Source organism: Bradyrhizobium sp. CCBAU 51745 (assembly GCF_028128715.1).
Taxonomy (GTDB): domain Bacteria; phylum Pseudomonadota; class Alphaproteobacteria; order Rhizobiales; family Xanthobacteraceae; genus Bradyrhizobium; species Bradyrhizobium manausense.
In genome coordinates this window covers 13242-34772 of sequence record NZ_LBJP01000059.1, presented here as the reverse complement: position 1 = coordinate 34772, position 21531 = coordinate 13242, and the positions used below count along the sequence as shown (strand labels likewise).

General features: G+C 58.5%; 25 protein-coding genes. 11 read left to right on the top strand and 14 right to left on the bottom strand.

The window, feature by feature from the left end; translation table 11 throughout:
* Positions 1–108: 108 nt before the first annotated feature.
* Entirely contained in the window at positions 109–531 is a 423-nt protein-coding gene (locus tag XH98_RS14465) for a hypothetical protein (RefSeq protein ID WP_271619007.1), read from the bottom strand.
* Between the two features lie 183 nt (positions 532–714).
* On the opposite strand from XH98_RS14465, the gene XH98_RS14460 reads away from it, so the two are divergent.
* Positions 715–924 carry a hypothetical protein gene (locus tag XH98_RS14460; RefSeq protein ID WP_271619006.1) on the top strand — a complete coding sequence of 70 codons (210 nt, stop codon included), beginning with the start codon at positions 715–717 and terminating at the stop codon, positions 922–924.
* Between the two features lie 616 nt (positions 925–1540).
* On the opposite strand, the gene XH98_RS14455 is transcribed toward XH98_RS14460, so the two are convergent.
* Entirely contained in the window at positions 1541–2521 is a 981-nt protein-coding gene (locus XH98_RS14455) for an ABC transporter substrate-binding protein (RefSeq protein WP_271619005.1), read from the bottom strand.
* A gap of 61 nt (positions 2522–2582) precedes the next feature.
* Here XH98_RS14455 and XH98_RS14450 point away from each other — a divergent pair, with 61 nt between their 5' ends.
* Positions 2583–2915: a hypothetical protein gene (locus XH98_RS14450; protein ID WP_271619004.1), complete on the top strand. Its 333-nt coding sequence runs from the start codon at positions 2583–2585 to the stop codon at positions 2913–2915.
* A 673-nt stretch (positions 2916–3588) separates the two neighbouring features.
* Here the strand turns inward: XH98_RS14450 and XH98_RS14445 are convergent.
* Together XH98_RS14445 and XH98_RS14440 are read right to left on the bottom strand one after the other, a co-directional pair.
* The gene (locus tag XH98_RS14445; protein ID WP_271619003.1) at positions 3589–5385 is read right to left on the bottom strand and encodes an NAD(P)/FAD-dependent oxidoreductase; all 1797 of its coding nucleotides are present in this window, start codon (positions 5383–5385) and stop codon (positions 3589–3591) included.
* Positions 5386–5876: 491 nt separating this feature from the next.
* Complete coding sequence (locus tag XH98_RS14440; protein ID WP_271619002.1) at positions 5877–6077, bottom strand: hypothetical protein; 201 nt, start codon at positions 6075–6077, stop codon at positions 5877–5879.
* 539 nt (positions 6078–6616) lie between these two features.
* On the opposite strand from XH98_RS14440, the gene XH98_RS14435 reads away from it, so the two are divergent.
* Positions 6617–6769 carry a hypothetical protein gene (locus XH98_RS14435; protein WP_271619001.1) on the top strand — a complete coding sequence of 51 codons (153 nt, stop codon included), beginning with the start codon at positions 6617–6619 and terminating at the stop codon, positions 6767–6769.
* Positions 6770–6925: 156 nt separating this feature from the next.
* On the opposite strand, the gene XH98_RS14430 is transcribed toward XH98_RS14435, so the two are convergent.
* Positions 6926–7372, bottom strand: a complete 447-nt coding sequence (locus XH98_RS14430; RefSeq protein ID WP_271619000.1) for a L,D-transpeptidase — start codon at positions 7370–7372, stop codon at positions 6926–6928.
* 638 nt (positions 7373–8010) lie between these two features.
* Here XH98_RS14430 and XH98_RS14425 point away from each other — a divergent pair.
* Both XH98_RS14425 and XH98_RS41085 read left to right on the top strand, forming a co-directional pair.
* A complete protein-coding gene (locus XH98_RS14425; RefSeq protein ID WP_271618999.1) occupies positions 8011–8481 on the top strand; it encodes an ABC transporter permease in 471 nt (156 codons plus the stop codon).
* Positions 8363–8620: an ABC transporter permease gene (locus XH98_RS41085; RefSeq protein ID WP_442868581.1), complete on the top strand. Its 258-nt coding sequence runs from the start codon at positions 8363–8365 to the stop codon at positions 8618–8620. The genes XH98_RS14425 and XH98_RS41085 overlap by 119 nt, the downstream gene beginning before the upstream one ends.
* Before the next feature lie 321 nt (positions 8621–8941).
* Here the strand turns inward: XH98_RS41085 and XH98_RS14420 are convergent, their stop codons facing one another.
* From XH98_RS14420 to XH98_RS40905, 4 genes are all read right to left on the bottom strand, one after another.
* Complete coding sequence (locus XH98_RS14420) at positions 8942–9427, bottom strand: hypothetical protein (RefSeq protein WP_271618998.1); 486 nt, start codon at positions 9425–9427, stop codon at positions 8942–8944.
* A 124-nt stretch (positions 9428–9551) separates the two neighbouring features.
* Positions 9552–10145 carry a nitroreductase family protein gene (locus XH98_RS14415; protein ID WP_271618997.1) on the bottom strand — a complete coding sequence of 198 codons (594 nt, stop codon included), beginning with the start codon at positions 10143–10145 and terminating at the stop codon, positions 9552–9554.
* Positions 10146–10807: 662 nt separating this feature from the next.
* Positions 10808–11020, bottom strand: coding sequence for a hypothetical protein (locus XH98_RS14410; protein ID WP_271618996.1), 213 nt, complete (start codon positions 11018–11020; stop codon positions 10808–10810).
* A gap of 32 nt (positions 11021–11052) precedes the next feature.
* Positions 11053–11772 carry a host attachment family protein gene (locus XH98_RS40905; RefSeq protein WP_333931947.1) on the bottom strand — a complete coding sequence of 240 codons (720 nt, stop codon included), beginning with the start codon at positions 11770–11772 and terminating at the stop codon, positions 11053–11055.
* Here XH98_RS40905 and XH98_RS14400 point away from each other — a divergent pair.
* Entirely contained in the window at positions 11749–12588 is an 840-nt protein-coding gene (locus XH98_RS14400; RefSeq protein ID WP_271618995.1) for a universal stress protein, read from the top strand. The two genes, XH98_RS40905 and XH98_RS14400, sit on opposite strands and share 24 nt — an antisense overlap.
* Positions 12589–12646: 58 nt before the next feature.
* Complete coding sequence (locus tag XH98_RS14395) at positions 12647–13333, top strand: CBS domain-containing protein (RefSeq protein WP_271618994.1); 687 nt, start codon at positions 12647–12649, stop codon at positions 13331–13333.
* Positions 13334–13370: 37 nt separating this feature from the next.
* Here XH98_RS14395 and XH98_RS14390 read toward each other — a convergent pair whose 3' ends face one another.
* The 3 genes from XH98_RS14390 to XH98_RS14380 all read right to left on the bottom strand — a co-directional run bounded on the left by XH98_RS14390 (position 13371) and on the right by XH98_RS14380 (position 16423).
* Complete coding sequence (locus XH98_RS14390) at positions 13371–13607, bottom strand: hypothetical protein (protein ID WP_271618993.1); 237 nt, start codon at positions 13605–13607, stop codon at positions 13371–13373.
* A gap of 203 nt (positions 13608–13810) precedes the next feature.
* Complete coding sequence (gene polX, locus XH98_RS14385; protein WP_271618992.1) at positions 13811–15523, bottom strand: DNA polymerase/3'-5' exonuclease PolX; 1713 nt, start codon at positions 15521–15523, stop codon at positions 13811–13813.
* A gap of 471 nt (positions 15524–15994) precedes the next feature.
* A complete protein-coding gene (locus XH98_RS14380) occupies positions 15995–16423 on the bottom strand; it encodes a universal stress protein (RefSeq protein ID WP_271618991.1) in 429 nt (142 codons plus the stop codon).
* Positions 16424–16958: 535 nt separating this feature from the next.
* On the opposite strand from XH98_RS14380, the gene XH98_RS14375 reads away from it, so the two are divergent.
* From XH98_RS14375 to XH98_RS14365, 3 genes are all read left to right on the top strand, one after another.
* Positions 16959–17126: a hypothetical protein gene (locus XH98_RS14375; protein WP_271618990.1), complete on the top strand. Its 168-nt coding sequence runs from the start codon at positions 16959–16961 to the stop codon at positions 17124–17126.
* A gap of 1193 nt (positions 17127–18319) precedes the next feature.
* Positions 18320–18631, top strand: coding sequence for a DUF1476 domain-containing protein (locus XH98_RS14370; protein WP_271618989.1), 312 nt, complete (start codon positions 18320–18322; stop codon positions 18629–18631).
* A gap of 124 nt (positions 18632–18755) precedes the next feature.
* Entirely contained in the window at positions 18756–19223 is a 468-nt protein-coding gene (locus tag XH98_RS14365; RefSeq protein ID WP_271618988.1) for a hypothetical protein, read from the top strand.
* 257 nt (positions 19224–19480) lie between these two features.
* Here the strand turns inward: XH98_RS14365 and fixJ are convergent, their stop codons facing one another.
* Positions 19481–20098, bottom strand: coding sequence for a response regulator FixJ (gene fixJ, locus XH98_RS14360; protein ID WP_271619012.1), 618 nt, complete (start codon positions 20096–20098; stop codon positions 19481–19483).
* A gap of 409 nt (positions 20099–20507) precedes the next feature.
* On the opposite strand from fixJ, the gene XH98_RS14355 reads away from it, so the two are divergent.
* Positions 20508–20714 carry a hypothetical protein gene (locus tag XH98_RS14355; RefSeq protein WP_271618987.1) on the top strand — a complete coding sequence of 69 codons (207 nt, stop codon included), beginning with the start codon at positions 20508–20510 and terminating at the stop codon, positions 20712–20714.
* 91 nt (positions 20715–20805) lie between these two features.
* Here XH98_RS14355 and XH98_RS14350 read toward each other — a convergent pair whose 3' ends face one another.
* Positions 20806–21471 (bottom strand): phosphoribosyltransferase, encoded by a 666-nt coding sequence (locus XH98_RS14350; protein ID WP_271619011.1) that lies wholly within the window; start codon positions 21469–21471, stop codon positions 20806–20808.
* Positions 21472–21531 lie beyond the last annotated feature (60 nt).

Sequence of the window (21531 nt, the reverse complement as noted above, 5' to 3'; positions counted from 1 at the left end):
GCTTGAGATCTGCCCCCACAACCAGACCACCTGTGAACCGGTCTGGACTTCGCACACGGGCCATGAGCCGGCATCGCTCCAATCAAGCGGCGATACTTGTCAGGCTCCTTAGCGGCCGTAGGGGAAGCAGCGGTTGCGATCGAGTGTGAGACCGAAATGCGCTCCCAGTGCAGCGATGGCCGCGTCCTGCTGCGGATAAGGATCGGCATTGGATGCGGCAACGATGATGATCCGGAACCCGCCGCGATCCTTGCCGCCCGGTGGCAGCATCGCTGTAGTCAGTGCATTGCCCTCGCTGTCGCGCAGCGTGAGGAAAAGCGGCATCTCTCGCTGTATATGGGCCTCGAGGCCGATGTCGCGCTCGATCGCGTTGGGCCGCTCGGGATGCCAGGACTGGACCGCCTTCTCCCGTTCGCGGCGGAAATATTGCTCAACTGTGTGGCCCATCAGGCGCGACTCATGCAACGCTTCACCTTCCGTCTCGATACGGAACCAGGTCTTGCCCTTCGGCGCGTCGCAAACGTACTGCATTTCGCCCGTCCTGCGATCGCCGCAATTCTAGGGCGGCGGGGCCTGCAAAGCCAATATGAGACTCGCCCCCGTGTATAGCGCTGCACGATCAGAGGGGCCAAGAGTTCCTGATTGGACGTTGAAGTTCTAGTGAGCCAAACAATACTAGGTCGACCGGAATAATCCTCTTCAAGGAGCGTCCCGATGCCTGACGTAAGGGAAAAGCAACGCGAAGCCCGCCGGAAGATCATTCGACAATGGGCGACGCTTCCGAAGGATAAACGGCAGTCTAGAAAGGGGATTTCTGAATTCGCCAGGACCGCCGCTCAGCAGAACGAGAACGCATTCGTCCGCAGTCGTCGCGATCCCTATCAGAAGATCATGGGATGGCTATTGCCGCGTGCTCATCTCTGAACGACTGAGTCCTCTGCACATCCTTCGAAGGCGACACCGAAATTTCGGCAGAGTCATCGAATGTCCTGCCGTGTCCGAACCCCCCGGCAGGGCCGTCACAAAGCGACGAGATAACTGTGAAGCTGAAAGCAACCATCATCGTCGCAGCGCTGCTAGCTGCAACGGCTGCACATGCCGAGACGATCGATCTGAAATGCTGGGCGCGGGGCCTTACGGGTGGCGAGCGCAACTCGGTCTACATAAACGGGGAACAGGTTACCGTTAATAATCTGGACGAGGGGACGATGCACTCTCTGACATTCGGAAGCAATTTGGCCGTCCACGTCACGGATACGCACTTGTTCTTAGACGGCGCTTACGTTCGGCAACATTTGGCAACATCTGTTCGACCCGACCGCTGTCTGGCAAGGTTTCATCAACCGCGTCGACGGCATGTAAACGCGACGGCACTGTCATCAGTGGGCACTGCCAGCTGGTCGGCTGAACCTGCCCATGTCGCGGATGGGTCAAAATGCGAAGAACTCAGGTTGAGCAAATCTGGTCCGCTCTGCCGCGATCACCGGACCTCACCGGCCGGCGCCGTGACACTTGGCTCTCGCACGAGAATTGGATGTGCCTATTCGATGACCTCATCGGCGCGGGCCAACAGCGTAGGGAAGACATTGACGCCCAGAGCCCTCGCGGTCTTCAGGTTGAGAACGATGAAATATTTCGAAGCTTGCTCCACGGGCAATTCAGCGGGCGTAGCCCCCTTAAAGATTTTGTCGATGTAGGAAGCGGCACGCCTATATAGATCGTCCAGATCCGCCCCGTAGCTGACCAGCCCGCCCGCCTTCACGTTGGCCCTATTTGCAAATATGGCAGGCAACTGATGCTTCATTTGAAGTTCGGCCAACAGTTCAGCTTGCACGGTGTATAGAGGCGATGACAACACTAGAACGCCGTTGCATTGATTGTGTGCCATGGTGTGAAATGCGTCTTGAACTTCTGAGACGCTGCTGGCTGAAGCGTGGACGAGCTCAACTCCGAGCGTTTGTGCTGCGCGATCAACCGCCTTAACAGCGGTCGGATGCGAAGGCGTGGTCGGATTCCAGAGCAAGCCGACCCGCGTGGCACCGGGAAGTATTTCCTTCAAGATCTCCAGTTCCTTCACGGACACTTCTGTGAGAAGCATGGACATGCCCGTTATGTTTCCGCCGGGCCGCGAGAGGCTCGTCACGTCTCCAAGCCCGACCGGGTCTGCGTGCTGAGCGAAAACGATGGGAATAGTGCCAGTTGCGCGCCGGGCAGGCCCTACCTGGGTGGATGCAGGCGCGAAAATGACGTCGACCGTCCTGTCGACGAGTTGCTTTGCGAGATCAAACGTTTGATCGACTCGCTCGGCCCATTGAAAATCAATTCTGAGATTCCTGCCTTCGACATATCCTAGATCGCGAAGACCGGCACGGAAAGCCTCCACTTCGCTCGTCCAGCTTGATGCTTCGCCAAATCCCAGATACCCGATCTTCCAAACCCTTGCGAATTGTTGTCCAAGCGACAGCGCCGGCCAAATCAATGCCGCCCCTCCCACAAGCGTCACGAAATGGCGGCGTTTCATGCTGTGTCCGTCTCCGGGCAAACCACGGGCAATGGCTCGGCTCCCGGTTTTCGGCGAGGATATGATCCGTAGTGACATCAACGGTGTCATGTGGTCGATGACGGTCGAATGTTTTGCATCTCCGCTCATCCTCGCGAGCTTTTTGGCCTACAAACGCTACGGTGCCCGCCCTCTCTTTGTGCTGTGCGCGGTCCTATTTTCTCTCTCGTGGTGGGGAGCGTATGTCCATCTGCTCGGCGGCGTCACCAACTTGGCGCCGCTCTACGCTTTCGTGGTCGGGGTTCTGCTGCATTTGCGCCGCGGCCGGAGCGGTTGCGGCAATTCCTCGTCGGCGGCACAGTTGCTGCTATCGTGCCTTTTTTCGTCTGCGGCCTCCGGAAGCAGACAGCGCTAACGATCCTGGGTGAAACTCTCGCTCAGGCACGCTAATCTATCTCGTTGCAAACGCCCGCGAAGCGCGCCTTTTTTCCGTCTTGGATACCTTCGCCGCACGTTTCACGGGCCGCATTTCGTACAGCTTCTATTTGCTGCACCCAATTGGATTGTCATTGGCCGCCGCGAGCTTGGTACAATCCTCCGCGGCCCTTTCGCTCTGGCCGTTGTTTATACGGTGCCGATGGCGTGGTTGTCTTGGCGGCTGATCGAAATGCCATTCGTCGAGTTTGGCAAATCTCGCGCAAACCGCAGACTTACACAATCTGCTCAACCTGATTCGATTTAGGAGGCCGTCGGTCTTGCTGGCGGGCACCATTACTTCGGCTGCGGCTTCCGTGGGCGATTTCTAACGGATCACGGAGTCGGAGGCGAGCGCTGCCTAGCTGCCCTTCTCTCGCGATTTAGATCAATTTGACTTTGTCGGCCATAGCCCGACCTCAACCTGGACAACAGGCCGACATCGATCTTTGATGTCCGCCTCGCATTGCCGACTCTATGGGTCTATGCGACGTAGGCACTAAAAATAGCGCAGCCGACCAGAGGACCTTCAGTGCGGAGTGCGCACGAGCTTGCCAGGCCCATGCAGCCATGGGCCACGTCAAACCGCGAAGACAACCGTATGCCACGAAGCCTTATGCCTTGTGATGGACCGCTTGCAGGCCATAGACGGGGGTCGGGATGCCCTCATAGCGAGCTTTCAACTGTAGGGACAGGAACTGCGAGTAGTGACGCGACTGGTGCAGATTGCCGCCGTGGAACCATAGCCCTTCCTGTTGTGTCGGCTTCCACATGTTGCGCTGCTCGCCTTCCCATGGGCCGGGATCCTTGGTCGTATTCGAGCCCAGTCCCCAGACCTTGCCGACCCTGTCGGCCATTTCCCGGCTGATCAGGTCGGCGACAAAGCCGTTCATTGAACTGTAGCCGGTAGCATAGACGATCACATCGGCAGGCAGCTCCCTTCCGTTGTCGAGTTTGACACCGCTGGGCGTGATTTCCTCGACCTGGCCTGCGACCAGCTTGACCTTTCCGTCGATGATGAGCTGCGAGGCGCCAACGTCGATGTAATAGCCCGAGCCGCGACGCAGGTACTTCATGAACAAACCGGAATCGTCGTCGCCGAAGTCGAGCCGGAAACCGGCTCTCGTCAACCCTGCATAAAAATCGGCGTCATCCTGGCGGATCTTGTCATAAACCGGCTTCTGCAACTGATGCAGGATCTTGTAGGGCAGCGAGGCGAAGATCAGATCGGCCTTGGCTGTCGTCATGCCACCGCGGACCGCGCGCTCTGAATAGAGGTCCGCGATGGATGCCATCAGCGAATCCGAGCGCACGATGTGTGTCGTCGAGCGTTGCACCATTGTCACATCGACGCCAGCCTCGTACAGCGCTGCGCAGATGTCATGTGCCGAATTGTTCGAGCCGATCACGACGACCTTCTTGCCCTTGTAGCGATCGGGACCTGGGTGGCGCGAGGAATGGTGCTGTTCACCCTTGAAGGTATCCATGCCCTTGAATTGCGGCATGTTCGGCTTGGCGGACATGCCGGTCGCAAAAACAAGCTGCTTCGGCTTGAGCGTAATCTCCTTGCCATCGCGCTCGACGAGGACCGTCCATTCCTTTTTGGCGTCGTTCCAGTCAGCGTGTTTGGCCGTGGTGCCGGTCCAGTAGTTCAGCTCCATGACTTTGGTGTACATCTCCAGCCAGTCGCCGATCTTGTCCTTGGGCGAAAACACCGGCCAGTTCTTCGGAAAGTCGATGTAGGGCAAATGATCGTACCAGACCGGGTCATGCAGGCAGAGCGACTTGTAGCGGTTGCGCCAGGAGTCGCCGGGACGCGCGTTCTTCTCGACGATGATGGTGGGCACGCCAAGCTGGCGCAACCGCGCGCCGAGTGCGATGCCACCCTGGCCGCCGCCGATAATGAGCACGTACGGCTGCGTTTTGAGGCCGAGCTGCTCGGTTTCCTCGTCCCGCAATTCTTTCCAGGTTTTGGCGCCTGGATTGACGCCGTGGCGGGCGCCAAGCGGCCGGGTGAAGCCCGCCTTCTCCTCGTAACCCTTCAGCTCGACCATCGTCGTCAAAAGCGTCCAAATCTGGCCGTTCTGAAGACGGATTAGACCGTAGCCGCGGGCGACCTCGGTCTCGAACGAGATCCAGCATTCGGCCACCCCGTCGGTTTCAGAAGCGTTTTCCCCGTCGGCTATTTTCCAATTGCGTGGCTTTGCGTGCGCCAAGCAGGAGCTGAGCATCTCGCGGATCTGATCGCGACCTTCCATTGTCTTGATATTCCAAGTGAAGGCAACAAGGTCGCGCCAGTAGCACTCGGGTGCGAACATCCCTAGGGCGGCGTCCAGGTCGCCTGCCACAAGCGCCGCTTCGAATTTGTCGAGAAAGGCCTGGATGCGCGCGTTAGGCGTGGTGTCGAGCATCATTTCCTCCCAAGGACTTTTGTTCTTTCGGCAACTGTCGCAAGCTTATCCGAACTTTCGACCGAAACCAGACTCGCGCGGATCAACTTTTTCACAGCACTTCTAATCAAAGACCGGCACCTTGCCGCGCTGCGTCAATCTGCGGATTGCTCATGTTTCGCTTTGCAGAAAGTTTGTCATCAGGAAATGTCATAGCACCATGGCCTTGCCATTGTCCTTGCGGAAATCCGCGATAGTCTTGAAGTGTTAATCGGCGTTGGGTCCCTGCGCCGATCGGCGCGCTAAATCGTTGATTCAGATGATAGCGAACGGATCGTGGTTCGGCGCCGATTTACAACTGCTCAGCAAGTGCGCCGTGCCGCCCTTTGCCTCGAGAAATACGGTGCTGGCCCATCCGGATAGCAATGGGTGAAGCGGCAGGACACACTGTCCTTATGCCCGGTCGCCTTGAGGCAGGCGTCCTTGGTTGCAGAAGCGATCGTCATTTTGCGTCACTCGGGTACTCCCGCTCGACGAAACACTTCCGCGGCCTGCCGTCCGATTTCGTAGGACGCGGCGGGAGAACCTTTCAACCAGCCGCTGACCGTCATAGTCGGCTGCAGCCTCAACAGCTCCTGCACCGTCTTGTGCGCGTCGTCGTGCTCACGAAGGGTCTTCTCGCTCATGCCGAGAAAGCCGGCAGCTTCCCACATGAGGGCACCAGCCTGCATCAACCCCGTGGCAGCTGTATGCCTTACACCTTAGCCCGCTTCCGCCTTGGCCCCGGCCTTGGCGCGAGAAGCGCAACCGTTTGACTTAGATCAAAGAAGCCGCCGCTATCCAAGTTGAAATTAACATATGTTAAATCTAGCTTGCCTCGGCTGGGGGGCGTGGTTCTAATTTGTGTGCAGGACCTATGAGATGCGTAGTCACCAAGGTCGAGCAGCCCTACTGCAGGAGCGTCTAGAACAGCTCACGTCTCAGCTCTCCGACCTGCAGAATCTTCGCGCCCGCGTGTCTGACGCCGAGCAGCAGCTACAGCAGTCGCGCCGTCACGCCACCCGACAGCGAATTCATCAGGGCTGGAGCCGCCGGCGTGGCACAATCACCAGCGGCTCCCGCCAGCAAACGCGAGCGTTCCGCCGCAGGATCACCCGTAGTTGTACGGGTCGCACCTGCGGGAATTAACATGTGTTAATTCTCGGATGGGACTAAGATACCGGTCCCGTCACTCATGTGGGAGGGCAGTCCCATGGAGCGGTACATTCACAACGAGAATATCCGCCGCTTTCAGAAGCTCCTCGAAGAGGAAACTGACGAGCACAAGCGCGAGACGATCCGCAAGCTGCTCGCCGAGGAAGAGGCGCGAGAGGTGCCGCGAGCGGACAAGCCGCCGCATCGGTGAGAACCTGCGCACAAAGTCTTACATCATTCCTTACCGCGCCCAACCGAAGTGGCCTTGCTGCGAAGAACCGGGCAAAGCAACGGTCAATGCTGAAGAGCCACTGTTCTGCCCCATCACCGCTTGTCCCACCGGCTGCGTCAGAAACGACGGCTGCCCTTAACGGATGATCTCGATTGTCGTGTTCAGCCGTCCTTGCGCCTGAATTAATTCGAAGAGAGAGCGGGCGTTATTCGGACTCAACCTGATACAGCCGTGGGAGACTGGTCGACCAAGACTGCGGACTTCGTAGGTGCCGTGAATCGCGTATCCGGCGTGAAAGAAGATCGAATATGGCATTGGCGTAAAGTCGTAGAGCTTGGAATAGTGCATCCGTTCGAGAGAATAGGGTGTGTAAGTTCCGACGGGCGTTCGGTAACCGCGCCGCGCGGTCGAGACCGGCCAAGTGGCAAATTGGGCGCCATCCACGGTGACGCTCATCGTCTGATTTGAAAGCTGAATTCGAACGGTGATTGCTGCGAGCGCACCGTCAATCGCTGCGACTGAAAGCAGAATGCAGAGCCCGACGATCAGAGTCGTCGCAAATCGTGTAACCAAATGGATCATCGGCGTTTCGGGCCATGCAAAAGCCCGGCATTCGATAACGGCTGCCGGGCGGATTGCAAGTACGCTTCCGTAATCAGATGGCGACCTTTTCGCAGACCGCGATCAGCCACCTTTGATCTCGCTCAAGCCGGCGCACCCGGTGGATTACGGGGCTGCCTGCTTGATCTCCCTCGGCCGCGCCCGGCGCGTTAATTGTATCTCGCGTACGGCCGCCCTGTGCGCATCCCCCAAGTGGCCGCCGAAGATGCCCCCCAACCTCGGCGGCATTCTTGTGCTTTCCAAAGCTCACCGAGGTGGCGGCGCTGTTCGTTTGAACAGCGTACGTGCAGCGTTCTCGTTCAAGGCGCGGCGCGTCATCGCGCTGCACTCCAGCAACGTCCGGGCACTTACTGCGGCAGCTTCGAGGTGCGCTTCGCCGATGGCAGGCCCAGCCGATACTTCTACTGGGACGACCTGCCGAGCCGGCGCCTGCGGCCTGAGGTGCTGACGCGCGATGTTGCGCTGGAGGCGGCGCGAGAGGTTGCGCGGGCGGCTCGGGATGAGCTTGACGCCCGACGGCATTGACGGGAACTTAGGGCCGCCTGCCTCGGTTGATCGTCGACAGTTCCGGAGTTGCGTCATGCGTCGCGCCAGGCAACGTGCCCTATCTCGACTACCTCGCCGCTGGCATCCTGGCGCAGAGCGCCCTATTCGTCGCTATCTTCTACGGAATTTCTGCCATTTGGGAGCGAGATCTCGGCGTATTGCAGCGCTACCTCGCGAGTCCAGCGCCGCGGTCGGCTCTGGTGCTCGGGAAAGCTATTTCGGCCGGTGTGCGAGCGCTGTCCCAGGCAGTTATCGTCTACATCCTGTCGCTTCTGCTGGGCGTCGGCATCGCTCTTAATCCACTCAATATGCTCGGCGTCGCTGCGGCCATCATCGTCGGCTCCGGGCTGTTCTCCACCGCTTTCATTGATCATCGCCTGCATCGTCAAGACGCGCGAACGGTTCATGGGTATCGGACAGGTGCTGACAATGCCGATCTTTTTTGCCAGCAATGCGATCCATACATTGTCATTAATGCCGGAATGGTTGCGCGCAGTGTCACACGTCAACCCTTTGACCTATGAAGTCGATGCTCTGCGCAGCCTCATGCTGAAGACGGGAACGAGCGACTATGGGCTCATGGTGGATTTCAGTGTCTTGATCGCATTGACCGCGATCCTAGTCGTCATCGCGGCCCGGATGTATCGCCGGATGGGATATTAGCCCTGGCGGGTCGCTCAGTGGCGGCTGCTAATCCTAAGCGAGCTCAAACTGAGCGCCCTCCGAGACTTCGAACTAAGAACGACGAGCTTTCTCGACATCTCCTCACAATCATCCAATACCAACGATCATCAAATTCCACGTGAACGGACCTGCTCGCGCAAACGATGGTAAAAGTCTGAACCAAGTTCTTCTTTGACTCCGGTTGTCTCTTCTGAGGGGACGATCCGTCGCGTCGATGTTTACTCTGACGCAGTCAATTAGAGCGGCGGCCTTGGAGCTGGAGAAGGCCGCCAAATTCTAGCGACCCCCCAAGACAACCGTTTACTCAAAGAACTCCAAGTCCCAGCGGTTCAAACCAGTCTGCTTAACCGTCAGATTGAGTGTCTTTCCAGAGAGCTGGGCGAACGGGCCAGAGGCGAACTTGACTATCGCCTTGCCTGTTCCTTCAAACGAGACAGGCTTGCCATCCTTCATGTTGAATATCGTAACACCTTCCAGGGCCTGGGTCACGACAAGGCCACCTTGCCCGCGATGAACTCCGCCGGCGAGCAAGTACTTTCCTTTCGGGCCATCGAACTCGGTGATATTTACTGCGGTGTAGTTGGCCCCCTTAAGAAGACCGCCCATGCCGACACAGGTGAACTGATTAGCTACAATCGTATGCCCGTCGCGATCGCCTACCGGTTCAGGAGCCGCGGTCCCGACGGTATTACATGCATACCGAACCACAGGATCAGCAGCTGCGGATCCTGCAAAACTGATCAACGCAATTATAGAGTAAAGGAAGGGGTCAATCCGCATGCTCATGGGTTCTCTCCCCGTTTGTAGCTGAAGATTAGCGACGCAAGTGTCCCTTGGCGCGCAGTGGGTGCACGCAAATCAACAATCGCGGCTCGACGTTATTGCTCTCCACGTCACTTGCTCAGCCCATTCACGCCACCCACGACAGAATTTCTGGCGCCTTTCTTGTGCCGCTAGGTATCGGTCCCCTGGGCACGCCAATGATGATCGGAGCTACCGCAGCTCCGCCTTCCGGAATGCCAAGCTCGCGTTTGACCTCAGGAGCATTCAGAATGTTGACGGCGAATCCAATACAGCAAGTGCCAAGCCCTTCTGCGGTCGCGGCAAGCATAAGATTTTCTGCTGCAAGCCAGCAGTCGGCCTCCACGAAAGGACCGCGCGACTTGCAGCCGATGACGACGAGCGTGCCGGCGTCATAGAAGATGTTGAAGTTAGGATCGGAAAGCATAGCGAGCGCCTTCGGTTCAGCCGCGCGGAAGAACGACGTTGCCTCCTGCTGGCCGAGCAGCAAGGATTTTGCGAGATCCGAATATTGTCGCAACCGATCCTTGTTCTGAATTATGACAAATGCCCACGGCTCGCGATGAACCGCCGTTGGCGCATGCACCGCAGCGTCGAGGAGTTTCTCTATAGTCTCTTTCCCGATTTTCTTAGCAGTGTAGCTTCGCACCGCGCGCCGCTGATAGATGGCGCTCATCGTATCTAACTTTGTTTCGGCGAGCATTTCCAGCACCTCCCTGTGATGACAAGCGAGCGGCCCAAACGCGATGATTGGTCGAAGGCAAGGCATAACGGGCCAATGAATACCTAGAGCGCGTCGCCCCGCTACTCGTTGACCTGGCGCAATCAGAAACCGCGCGCGCCGACTTATTCGCCTTGATCCCAATCAAAGTGCACCAAAGTACCCGTGGTATGTTTTTTTATTTACAGACGAGGGACGATATGAGGTGCGTTGTAACCTTGAAGGACGGCGACGCTATGAAACGAGCCGCAGAGGCGCTAGCGAAATATAGATACGCCGCAAGTGGCGAGCCGGTCGCCCCCGAGGGACATCCAAGAGAGTGGAAGCGGTGGCTCCTTGAGATCAATTCAGCCGAGCTCGGGGCAATCCGCGATCACGTCAACGACGGGGACATTGTCGAGGTCGGGCCTGTCAGCGAAACTGTGAGCTCTGAGCTTCACTAGGCCGGGCTGTAGCGGAAGTAGTGTTTTGCAGCTCGTACCATTTGGCGCCCGGAGCTCAAAGGTCACTGGAAGTTGATGACGAAAGCGTGTCCTATGTCGATCTCGTTGCGGCCGGCATCGTGGGACCCCGGTCAAGGTGGTGCGAACAGCGCTCGAAAACGCGGTTTCGGTCGCGAGCGTGGGGCCCCCGGTTGGGCACGATCAGGACGGAAAGTCTGCTGGCGTCGTCTCGACGCGATCTGCGTGCAACGACCAATCAAGTGTGGAACGCGCTCCGCAGAATTTCCGCTTGGCAGATGCGTCAGCTTCCGTTTCGCTGGAGGCATCAAGCTCGAATGTGCCTTGGCATAGCTCACGCGCCAGCCCCTGGTCACCGATAACATTCTTGAAAAAGCGGACGATGTAGTGGGGCATTGCAGCCTCCTAATGCCGAACGCCGGGCAGAGCTATAAGCTCTCAACGAGATGCTTCTCGATTTCCGTCACCGGATGCTTGGTCAGGTCTTTGTGTAGTTCAGCGACGATGCAGCGTGTCACATCTTGATGGAAAGCTTTGCGTAGATCGGCCATCGTTCGAGGGGGTGCGATGACGATGATCGCTTTCGCCTTTTGCTGCCGAACCAGTTTCTCGAAAGCGTCTGCCACCATGCGTGCAAACCGATGCTCTTCCAGATCGTGCCAGTCGACAGCCTCGACCGCGCTTCGCTGGCCTGAATGAGCCGCCTTGCTGACCCGCCCGGGACCTTCGCTGCCCTGCAGATGGGTTGGAGGATTGTCATCCTCGAAGGCTCGTTCGACTTTCAAGTTCAGGAACTTTGCGTCGCCCTCGTTGCGGAAGAACAGCGCCTTTCGGCCATCGCCAACAAAAACGATCGCATTGTGCGGGATCATCGTCTTGCTCATCAGCAGGGCCTCCGTGTCGCCGTTCCACCAGGTATTTACGTCAGAGCCAATGACGCATGCCAAGGAGACGTGACAGCCTAGATCAGATACTTTTTGACGTTTTTGACCGAGGTCAAGCAGTGGTTTCGCAGGTTCATACTTCATCTCTCCGGTCGCGGATGCCAGCGGTGGCGGTTGATTCATGTCAACACAGCTCCGCCCGGCGGTTGGAATTTCGTTCGGAAGTTCGGGAACAGCTTCATGATCAAAGACATCCTTGTTCATATTCCAACCGAACGACCACCACAGCCGGTGATCGATGCATCTATTTCACTGGCGGGGTCGCTGCACGCTCATCTCGACGCGATAGCCCCTGGCTACATACAGCCTGGCATCGCTTTCGCAGCAGACGGGGTTGTGACCGGCGTGGCTGCTGTCTTCGAGATGGAGCAGGAGCGAGCCACGGAGCGTAGCGCCGTCGCACTTGCCGTCTTCGAGACGGAAGCGCGTAAGGCGGAGATCCCGTACGGATGTCGCTCGACTCAGGACTTGCCGGCCGAGGCGGCCTCCGCCGTCGGAGCTGCCGCCAGGCTTTACGACCTCACTGTTGCGTTGCAGCCGGACATCGCTCAGGACAGCTTTGACAACGCGACCTCGACGCAAATCCTGCTTCAGGCTGGCGGCCCGACGCTGATGATCCCCCACATCTTCAAGGGCGTCTTCAGGCCCAGGCGCATCGGCATCTGCTGGGACGGAAGCCGCTACGCTGCCCGCGCACTTAGGGATGCGAAGCCACTCCTGTCACGCGCGGAGGCGGCTGTGGTCATCTCCATCAATGAGACCCAGGTCTCTCCTGCGGAAGCATCCGCGCTGAGCCTGATGAAACACATGGGCCGGTCCGAAATCGCGACGACCCTGCTGGAGCTGACGGCAGGACGGTCCGAGATTCAGCCTTTGATCCTGTCCTTGGCAGCGGATGAAGGCCTCGACATGCTGGTTATGGGAGCTTACGGCCATTCCCAGATCAGAGAGGGCCTTTTCGGCGGCGTCACCCGCGAGATGCTGAAGACGATGACGGTGCCGGCGCTGATGTCGCACTAGATTGACGATGTCCTTCCCGGTGCGATCGCCGGGCAATTGGGCTCGGTTGGAGGTTGCCATGAAGGCGCGAGACGTGATGGTGTCCCCGGTCATCACGGCCGGTGAAAGTGCAACCGTACAGGACGTGGCGAAGACGATGATTGCGAGGCGCATTAGCGCCGTTCCCGTGGTCGACAAGGCAGGAAAGCTCGTTGGCATCGTCACCGAGGCCGACTTGATGCATCGTGTCGAGGCAGGGACGGAGCGCCCCTACTCTTGGTGGCTGCATATGCTATCCGGAGATCGAGCAATGGCGGCGGACTATGCCAAATCTCATGCCAGAACGATTGCGGACGTCATGACGCGGCAGGTCAAGACGGCCGAACCCGAGACGCCTTTGATTGAAATTGCCGAGCTTTTCGAAACGCACGGCATCAAGCGAGTACCCATTGTCGACCAAGCGGGCGATCTGGTCGGCATCGTCAGCCGTGCGAACATCATTCAGGCTATCGCGAGCGCGCGGCCCAAGCTCGAGATTTTGCGGTCGGATGCCACGGTCCGTCAGAAATTGATGGAAGAACTCAAGAAGCAGCCATGGGCGCATCCCCACAAGATCAACGTGGTCGTCACGCGCGGAATTGTGGATCTATGGGGGACCGTCGAGTCCGAGCAGGCGAGAAAGGCGATCAACGCCGTCGCCATAAACGTGCCTGGTGTGGACGCGGTGAACGACCACCTCATTCACGAGCCAGTTTTTGTCTACTGACTTCGTCGGCCAAGGTCTGAACGCTATCTGCAACTCGTTAGCGGATAGGTCCTTCCGTCGCCAAGGTGATGCGCTTACGAAACATAACGGCGCTATCGGCGAAGCTTGCAACGCATTGGTGACCGCGAGCGAAATTGCGCAGACGACCGAGAGCAGCGTCATCCAGGCCGGATAGCCGTTCATAGTCATGGCGGCCGATCTGAAGAATCGCGCCGTCGCCAAGCTCATCCAGCCTTTCCTGCAATTCGGGCAGGGTAAATTCTCTGCGCTTCATGTTGAGCCCGCCTCATTCCTAAGCCTATTTGAACCTTTGCCTAAAGCATCGAGACTAATCTTCACCGGGAGTTTGCTATCCCACCCGGGGCTGGTAAACCGCCGCCTGCGCTTCATTTAAGCCGGCGGCGTCTTTGTGGGTTGCCCCAATCTGATTTCGGGGATGTCCGGCTTGGGACAGCCCCTGCCAGGTAGAGGTCCCTGCTACCGCTTCAGCAACTCTCGCAACCTGGATAGCGGCTGCGTGTTGATCACATCGGACGGTGCCAGCCAACTGCGGCGCGCCTGATCGATGCCAAATCGCATGTTGGTGAAGCCAACCGTTGCATGCGCGTCAGTCGAGATCGCGAGCTTAACGCCTCTCGATTTCGCCGCGTGGGCGTGGATATCCGTGAGGTCCAACCGATCGGGGTCCGCATTCAGCTCGAGGCAACAACCGGTATCCGCCGCGGCTGCGATGACCGCTTCCATGTCGACCTCATAAGGCTCCCGCTCGCCAATGAGCCTTCCTGTTGGATGGGCTATGACGCACACGTGGCGGTTATCCATCGCACGGAGGATACGATCGGTCTGGAGCTTGCGGGACAAATCGAACTTGTAGTGCACGGCAGCGACCACCATGTCGAGCCGGGATAATATCTTGTCAGGCAGGTCGAGGCGCCCATCGGCGAGGATGTCGACCTCGGCGCCCTTGAGGACGGTGAAGCCGTGCAGTTTCTCGTTCAGCCGGTCGATTTCATCGATCTGCCTGGACAGACGCGCCGCATCCAGACCATGGGCCACCGTAACATGCTGACTGTGGTCGGTGATGGCGATGTAATCATAGCCTCTGGCCTTCGCCGCAACCGCCATATCCACAATCGGGGCCGTTCCGTCGCTCCAGTTGGAATGGACGTGCAAATCGCCGCGAATATCTCCAAGCGAAATCAGTCTGGGAAGCTTACCGGTCATTGCGAGCGCAATCTCGCCGCGATCCTCCCGCATCTCCGGCGGAATCGATGCGAGGCCAAGCTTGCGGTAGATTTCCTCTTCGGTCGCGCCGGCGATGTGCCGCCGACCCTCGAACAGGCCGTATTCGTTGAGCTTCCAGCCACGGTCGTTCGCGAGGCCGCGCAAGACAATATTGTGCGCCTTGGAGCCCGTGAAGTATATGAGCGCCGCGCCGTAGCTCGCCTTTGGAACGACGCGCAGATCGACCTGAAGGCCGGAGCGGAGAACGACCGTCGTTCTGGTAGTGCCGTGTGCAAGCACGTTGGCGACATCCTCGTACCTGGTTAGCTTGTCGCCAACGGCCGTGCCATCGTGTGCGGCCACGACGATGTCGAGATCGCCCACAGTATCGCGCCTGCGACGATAGCTCCCAGCGACCGCCATCTGATCCCGGTCGGCGCCGTCCAGATAATTCAGCAACGCCTCTGCTTCGGCCTCAGCCTCGGACAGTTTGAAGCGCTTTTCCGCCTTCGGCTTGGCCAGCGCGGCCGCAAGTTTCTGTTCGCTCTTGGTCCCGAACCCCTTCAGCTCGCGCAGCCGCCCCGACCGGATCGCACGCCGCAAATCCTCGAGCGAGCGGACCCCCAGTTTATCGTACAGCAGTTTGATCCGCTTGGGACCGAGTCCCGGAAGCGCGGCGATCTCGCCGAGATCACCCGGCAGCTCGCGCTTGAGCCGATCAAGGACGTCGAATTTGTGGGTCGCGACGATGGTGGCGATCTTTCCCGCAAGATCCTTGCCGATGCCAGGTAATTCTGAGAGATCCTCGCCCGCCTTCAGCAGGCTCGTGATGCTCTTTGGCAAGCGCTCGATCAAACGAGCCGCGTTGCGGTAGGCGCGGGAACGGAAAGGGTTGTCGCCCTTGATCTCCAGGAGCTCGGCGGTCTGGTCAAACATCTCGGCGATTTCGGCATTCTGGACCGGCATAGGCGGCTCCCTGCCCAGACAAGCTAGGGACACACCGGGCGATCGCTTTGACGCAGATCAGCAGGAACAACCGCAGCGGCCTGGGTCGTTCTCAAGTCGACAGCAGCCGCCAGTTGTTGGAGCCGGGTCGCCACGTAGTCAGGATAGAACGAAGCGGTCTGAAGGCTTTTAGAACCCTTCGGCAGCCGCTCGAGCTGCTTGCGAGCATTGGCACGGACGTGTTGGAGCGATGGCCGGTGGGCCACCGGACGCCCCTGTTGCAGACAAGGCCGATCAGAGCCCCCCGTCAAGCCGACTGCGCTCACGCTTGGCGGCCGGCTACTTTGGAGAGGATTTTACATGGCTCAAAGGCGCACGCTGCTAAAATCGGAGCCAGCCGACGGAAGAACCTTAAGGCGCGAATCTTTCAACTTCTGGATCAGCATCGGACCATGAGGATCGCATCTTGCGGATGTCCCTCGGGGGCGAAGTTTAGTGCCGGACCACGAGCACCGAGCATCTGGCATAGCGCACCACATGGCTGGCGTTGGAACCAAGGAAATAGGTGCGCACTGCCGGCCGATGCGACGTCATCACGATTAGGTCGGCGTGGATGGCGACGGCTTCCTCGAGAATTTCCTGATAGATGCTGCCATGCCGCACCGCAATCGAAATCCGCGACGGCTCGACGCCGGATTCACGCGCCACGATGGCGAGGGCTTCCTCAGAAGTCTGGCGCTGCTGGGTGGTGAAATCGGCTGGTACGTATTCGGCCAGCATTGCCGGTGTCGTTGGCAGCACATAGAGCAGGCGGACCGTGCCGCCCCAGATTTTAGCGAGCGTTGCTACAGCAGCGACAGCGGGCGTCGCCAAATGATCGGTATCGGCGAGATCGATTGGCGCCAGGACGGACTTGAACATCTACGCATCCCTGATTTGGTGAGCCTTAGGAAGGGAGAGCTGTTATTGAGATGTATCTGTTGCGCGCGCCCAACTGAAGCAGTTGCCAAATGGTTGCTTCTAGCGATCTCAAATGTCGCGGCGAAACAACGCAGCGACCCGTCCAGCGCTTGAAAGAACCCGATGGCGGTGAAGAGAGGCGCGCGACCGATCAAGTTCAAACTTGATGAATCGCCGCTTCGAGGGTGGACGATGCGCAAGAGTGCGTGAAGTACTCTGTATTCTGAGGGGACTTGAAAGCGTCGAGATCATGCTGGCCTCCTGAGCTAAGTTGCCGCTGCTTAGGCGCGTCTTGATGGTCCTCTCATATCTCAAGAGATCTGCTTTCGAAATTCCGGTGGGTTGCTTAAGGGTGTTGACGGATTCGGCCGGACCCAGGCGGCTTTACGCCGCTCCGCTTCTTCCGTATGTCTCCTTAGGGTACCGACCGGATTTGTCCGACGTTCCGCCTCCTGCTATCGACTATTTTTACTCGGTTGATTGATGGAGCCGGAACGTGACAAACGTCTATTTCCACTACTTCAACGCGCGTGGCGTGTTGCTCGATCGAAGCCACGCGTTCGTGGATGACTTGATCGACGCATGCGAACAGGCAGATCATGACGGCGAGTGCGGAAGACTGGCGCAGCTGGGTGCTCTACGTCAGATAATGACGGTGACATAATCTTTGACGTGCCGTTCGCAACAGTGCTTGGCAAGTTGCCACTCGACATGGTTGCGCAATTCAGCAAGGCTTGTGACCGCGATCTGATCCAATCCTTATCGGCCTGAGCGTGAAATACAAGGAAGATCCCGGACCAAAGTGGCGTCGGTGAGACCGAGGTCGTTCGTCCAGGCCGGGTCAAAAGCGATTTTCCTTGCAGGCTGCAGCTGCGCGGCACGTATGATGTGGTTCCGGGGTTAAGGGATGACTGCGTCGATCAACGAGCGGCCGATGTGTCCGGTGTGCAAGCACCGGATGGGGTTGGCTCGCGTCTCTCCAGGCAAAAGAGGATACGAGGAGCGCACCTTCGAATGCTCGACCTGCGAACATGCCGAGGTGGTATCCGTCGTCCTGGATCCGATGAAGACGGATGCAGTTGGTTGGTTCGCCGGTGAACTGAGACCCCCGCGATGACGTTCGGGAGGCTTCCGTAAGTGTTGGAGTAGCGTGGACGAGGGTCTCTGCTAGGCGAGCAAGAGTCGCGGCACATCTGTGAATCTCTAGTTGATCCAGCGGAGCCTTCCAGGCGGCGTCTGCTGACGCAGCGCGTCGATCGAAGACGAGTTTGCAGCAGGCTGCCGACGTGCCATCGACACACGGGAGTTCATGCTTTCACCCACGCCGAAGTCGCACTTGCTAGTGCGACATGACGGTCGGTACGGTCATCGTCTTCAACATCTCCCGGGTGTCAGCGCCAAGCATCCCCTCCCGGAGGCGGAATGCCCATAAGCCCGCATCACCAGCAATGTCGAAATTTTCATTGGCCGCCAACGACAGGATGGATGGCTGGATCTCGGAATATTCTGCCGTCAGCTCAAGTCGTCGCCAGTCCAACGCGCCGCAAATGTTGGACGAGTGTTTGAGCGGTTGCTTCTTCGGGTGCTAGCTAGACTTCGTTGATCGAGATCGAACGAACGCCCGGCAAGACGGCTGCCGTCCCAGCAAATTCCAATGCGTTTGGGATTGGGAGAGCCGCGGAAATGTGAGGCACGAACAGCACGAGGCCTCCTGCCCGAAGCAGGACTTCCATTGCCGTCGTTTCGTCGAGCGATTGCAGCGCTACGTCCGCATCCAAAGGATGAAGCGTGTTGACCTGAATCAACGATCGACACTGTTTGCGAGCTAGTTTTATAGTTGTGATACGGGAAATGAATATGACGTCGTTCGATAATCGCGAGAGCGCATTTGAGGCGGAATTCGCGCATCGCGAAGAACTTAAATTCAGAGCGCGGGAGTGCGCGGTAGCGTCCCTTGCGCAGTGGGCAGTACAGCGCCTAGGCAAGTCCGGCGAAGCGGTTGAGACATACGCCCGTGAAATCATGGCGGCCGACGTCGCAAATCCAACGGTTGACCTGACGATCGACCGGATCGCAGCGGATCTCGGCGCCGCCGGCATCTCAGCTCAGGAGGTTCGCCGAGTCATGGACCGATTTTTGGCTGAAGCCGAGGCCGCCGTACGTGTCTAGAGATGTCTCGAGCATTCAATATGATGCGCCGGAATTTTACCTAGCCCGGGTTGAGCGACTTGGTGAGTTGCAGACTGGCGCGCTTGTTCAATCAGCGCCGGCGAGAGATCGGTCGGATTGAGCCATGATTGAACGCCACCAAAGTTGGAGAATGCGCTCCCTGCTTAGCAGGCTCGCCCATGTCGTGGAGCGAACGGGACTTGCCTTGACCGGTGGTTCGTGCGGGCTGTTCGTGGCGGCCCACATCGCAAGGTCCGATTTCAGTCTGATTGGCTCCGGCGCCGCGATACTCGGCATGATGGTTTATGGTGCGATCGGCTTCTATCTTGGCATCGATCTGCCTCCTGCTCCGGAGAAGCTGCGAGCCCGGTCGCTGCGCGGTTTTGGGTCCGGAGCGGACGCCGTCGAGCTGCTCAGTGCATCGGGTACCTTTCTGACCGCAGTTGTGGCGGTGATTGCGGTGAGTAGCATCATCCTCGATGAGATTGCGCGCCCTCGCGATGCGATGGCTGTGTTCTTGGGCTGGGCTCTTGGCGCGTCCATGCAAATCGCTGCGGGCATCATCGCACGAACCCGCACGCATATTTCCTGACGCAGGTTGTGCGCCATACCGCTTAGTCCGAAAGCGTCCGTGAGGGCCGTGGGATAGTCGCATGGAGCGGTGGTTGATCCTCAAGCCCTCTTTCGACAGTCATCGCAAGTACAGAACAAACAGCAGTTCGGTTCTGGTGACCGACGAGATGCCGGTATGCAACCGCTGCTCGTCCAGCATCGTTAGGCATTTCTTGATTGGATGCGGCCGTGGTCTTCGCAGCATCTTGCAGCCCGCCAGGGGGGCGTTAATTCCGCTCAATCCTTCATCACGCCGGCTTGCATGGCGAGCCGGACGAGTTCTGAAAGGCTAGAGGCTTGCATCTTGGTCATCACGTTGGCCCGATAGACCTCGATCGTGCGCGGGCTGATGTTGTGGTCGCGGGCGATGGTCTTGTTCGACCGGCCCGCCACCAATCCGTCCATCACTTGCCGCTCACGTGGGCTGAGGGAGGCCATGCGAGCTACGATCTCCTGTGTCACCGCCTCGTCGCGCGCGCCAACCTCAGCCTGTTTCAGCGCTGTATCGATCCAAGCAACCAAGCGGTCGTCTTCAAATGGTTTTTCCAAGAAATCGACCGCACCGAGCTTCATCGCCTCGACCGCGAGCTGGATGTCGCCGTGGCCGGTCATGATGATTACAGGAAGGATAGCACGGCTGATCTTGATCTGCTTCAGCAACTCGATACCGTCGAGGCCCGGCATGCGGACATCTGAGACCACGCAGCCAAACGCGATGGTTGGAAGCTGATCCAGGAATTTCTGTGCGGCCTCGAACAGGCTGACTTCGAATTCCGCGGAATCGAGCAAGAAATGCAGCGAATCCCGCATGACGTCGTCGTCGTCGATGACGTAGACACGTCCCCTACTTGCCATCTGGAAAACTCTCGCTGGGTGCCGCCGATAGTGTAAAGCGAAACGCCGCTCTACCTGCGTGATTGGATTCAGCCCAAATACGGCCGCCATGGCATTCGATGATGGAGCAGCTGATGGAGCTCGTGGAAATCGACCGCGAAACGCCGAACTGTCTCCGGGCGATGTTCGAGCAGAACAATCGCTTCGTAGAAAGCTCGAGATCCCAGCCGCCAACGCTCGCACCTCCGGCCCCTCGCCAAAAGCGCTGGTCGTGGGCGGTTGCAGAATTGGCGAGTGATGAAACCAGGCCCGTCACGGATTTCTCACTTCAGTACGGCCGCAGATTCTGCAGCGATACCCCAATTATGATCCAAATAATCAGCCTAGCTCAAGGTAGAATGCTACGCTTGCATAATATCGCATTGCAGCATTGGCCCGCCAGCTTGAAATACGGTACCGTCCCACGCTGATCGAGCTAACGGCCAAGCGGTCCGAAATTCAACTGGCCGCAGATGAAGGCCTCGGCATGCTGGTGATGGAAGCTTACGGCCAGTCCCGGATTCGGGAAGGCCTTTTCCGCGGCGCTACCCGCGAGATGCTGAGGCCGATGACAGTCCCGACTTTCATGTCGCACTAAATCGACGACACGCCTCGCGGCGTGATCTCCGCACGAAGATGCAGCTCCGTCAAAGCGCGCATGGCGACGAGTCCATGGCAATCCCCGGGGATCAGGAGCCCGATGCCGTCATCTTCTTGGCCGGAAACCGCTTCAAGATTGCGATGACCTCGTTATCGCTAACCTGACGAAAATCGCGGTAATAGTAGCCGATCGCGACAAAGTCCTGCGGCGTATCCAGGCAAACGATCGCACCCACTTCCGCATGCAGCCGCTGCAGCGTCTCGAGCGGCGCGACCGGTACGGCAAGAACCAATTCTTTCGGCTCTCGCTTTCGAAGCGCCCGGATCGCTGCGAGCGTTGTCGCGCCAGTCGCGATCCCGTCGTCAACGATGATCGCCACTTGCCCCCTGGCGTCTGATCGAGCACGGTTGCCGAGATAACGTTCGCGGCGTCGCTCGATCTCGGCAAGCTCCTCGTCGCAAACCGCGTCGAACGTCCGCTCGCTTACGCCCGTCAATTCGATGACATCCTGGTTGCGCACGATAACCGGCTGCTCCCCATCCACCACCGCGCCCATCGCCAGCTCCGGCTGCATTGGCACGCCAATCTTGCGCACCAGAACCAGGTCGAGAGGCGCGTCCAACTTTTCGGCCACCTCCGCCGCCACGGGGACGCCGCCGCGAGGCAGTGCCAGGATCACCGGATGACGGCTCCTGTATTTCACCAAGGCTCTGGCCAGCTGACGACCGGCATCTTCTCTGTCTTGAAACATCATGTTGACGAATCCACCTGAATTTTGAGCTAGACTATTTCTGTGGCGCTCCTGATCGTTGAT

Coding starts and splice junctions, on each gene's coding strand:
- XH98_RS14390 (WP_271618993.1), bottom strand. CDS start 13,607: ATGAAGCGCAGAGAATTTACCCTGCCCGAATTGCAGGAAAGGCTGGAT.
- XH98_RS14365 (WP_271618988.1), top strand. CDS start 18,756: ATGATTGAACGCCACCAAAGTTGGAGAATGCGCTCCCTGCTTAGCAGG.
- XH98_RS14440 (WP_271619002.1), bottom strand. CDS start 6,077: ATGTGGGAAGCTGCCGGCTTTCTCGGCATGAGCGAGAAGACCCTTCGT.
- XH98_RS14410 (WP_271618996.1), bottom strand. CDS start 11,020: ATGCCCCACTACATCGTCCGCTTTTTCAAGAATGTTATCGGTGACCAG.
- XH98_RS14445 (WP_271619003.1), bottom strand. CDS start 5,385: ATGCTCGACACCACGCCTAACGCGCGCATCCAGGCCTTTCTCGACAAA.
- XH98_RS14380 (WP_271618991.1), bottom strand. CDS start 16,423: ATGTTCAAGTCCGTCCTGGCGCCAATCGATCTCGCCGATACCGATCAT.
- XH98_RS14395 (WP_271618994.1), top strand. CDS start 12,647: ATGAAGGCGCGAGACGTGATGGTGTCCCCGGTCATCACGGCCGGTGAA.
- fixJ (WP_271619012.1), bottom strand. CDS start 20,098: ATGGCAAGTAGGGGACGTGTCTACGTCATCGACGACGACGACGTCATG.
- XH98_RS14430 (WP_271619000.1), bottom strand. CDS start 7,372: ATGATCCATTTGGTTACACGATTTGCGACGACTCTGATCGTCGGGCTC.
- XH98_RS14415 (WP_271618997.1), bottom strand. CDS start 10,145: ATGCTCGCCGAAACAAAGTTAGATACGATGAGCGCCATCTATCAGCGG.
- XH98_RS41085 (WP_442868581.1), top strand. CDS start 8,363: ATGGGTATCGGACAGGTGCTGACAATGCCGATCTTTTTTGCCAGCAAT.
- XH98_RS14350 (WP_271619011.1), bottom strand. CDS start 21,471: ATGATGTTTCAAGACAGAGAAGATGCCGGTCGTCAGCTGGCCAGAGCC.
- polX (WP_271618992.1), bottom strand. CDS start 15,523: ATGCCGGTCCAGAATGCCGAAATCGCCGAGATGTTTGACCAGACCGCC.
- XH98_RS14465 (WP_271619007.1), bottom strand. CDS start 531: ATGCAGTACGTTTGCGACGCGCCGAAGGGCAAGACCTGGTTCCGTATC.
- XH98_RS14370 (WP_271618989.1), top strand. CDS start 18,320: ATGACGTCGTTCGATAATCGCGAGAGCGCATTTGAGGCGGAATTCGCG.
- XH98_RS14400 (WP_271618995.1), top strand. CDS start 11,749: ATGATCAAAGACATCCTTGTTCATATTCCAACCGAACGACCACCACAG.
- XH98_RS14435 (WP_271619001.1), top strand. CDS start 6,617: ATGGAGCGGTACATTCACAACGAGAATATCCGCCGCTTTCAGAAGCTC.
- XH98_RS14455 (WP_271619005.1), bottom strand. CDS start 2,521: ATGAAACGCCGCCATTTCGTGACGCTTGTGGGAGGGGCGGCATTGATT.
- XH98_RS14420 (WP_271618998.1), bottom strand. CDS start 9,427: ATGAGCATGCGGATTGACCCCTTCCTTTACTCTATAATTGCGTTGATC.
- XH98_RS14450 (WP_271619004.1), top strand. CDS start 2,583: ATGATCCGTAGTGACATCAACGGTGTCATGTGGTCGATGACGGTCGAA.
- XH98_RS14460 (WP_271619006.1), top strand. CDS start 715: ATGCCTGACGTAAGGGAAAAGCAACGCGAAGCCCGCCGGAAGATCATT.
- XH98_RS40905 (WP_333931947.1), bottom strand. CDS start 11,772: ATGAACAAGGATGTCTTTGATCATGAAGCTGTTCCCGAACTTCCGAAC.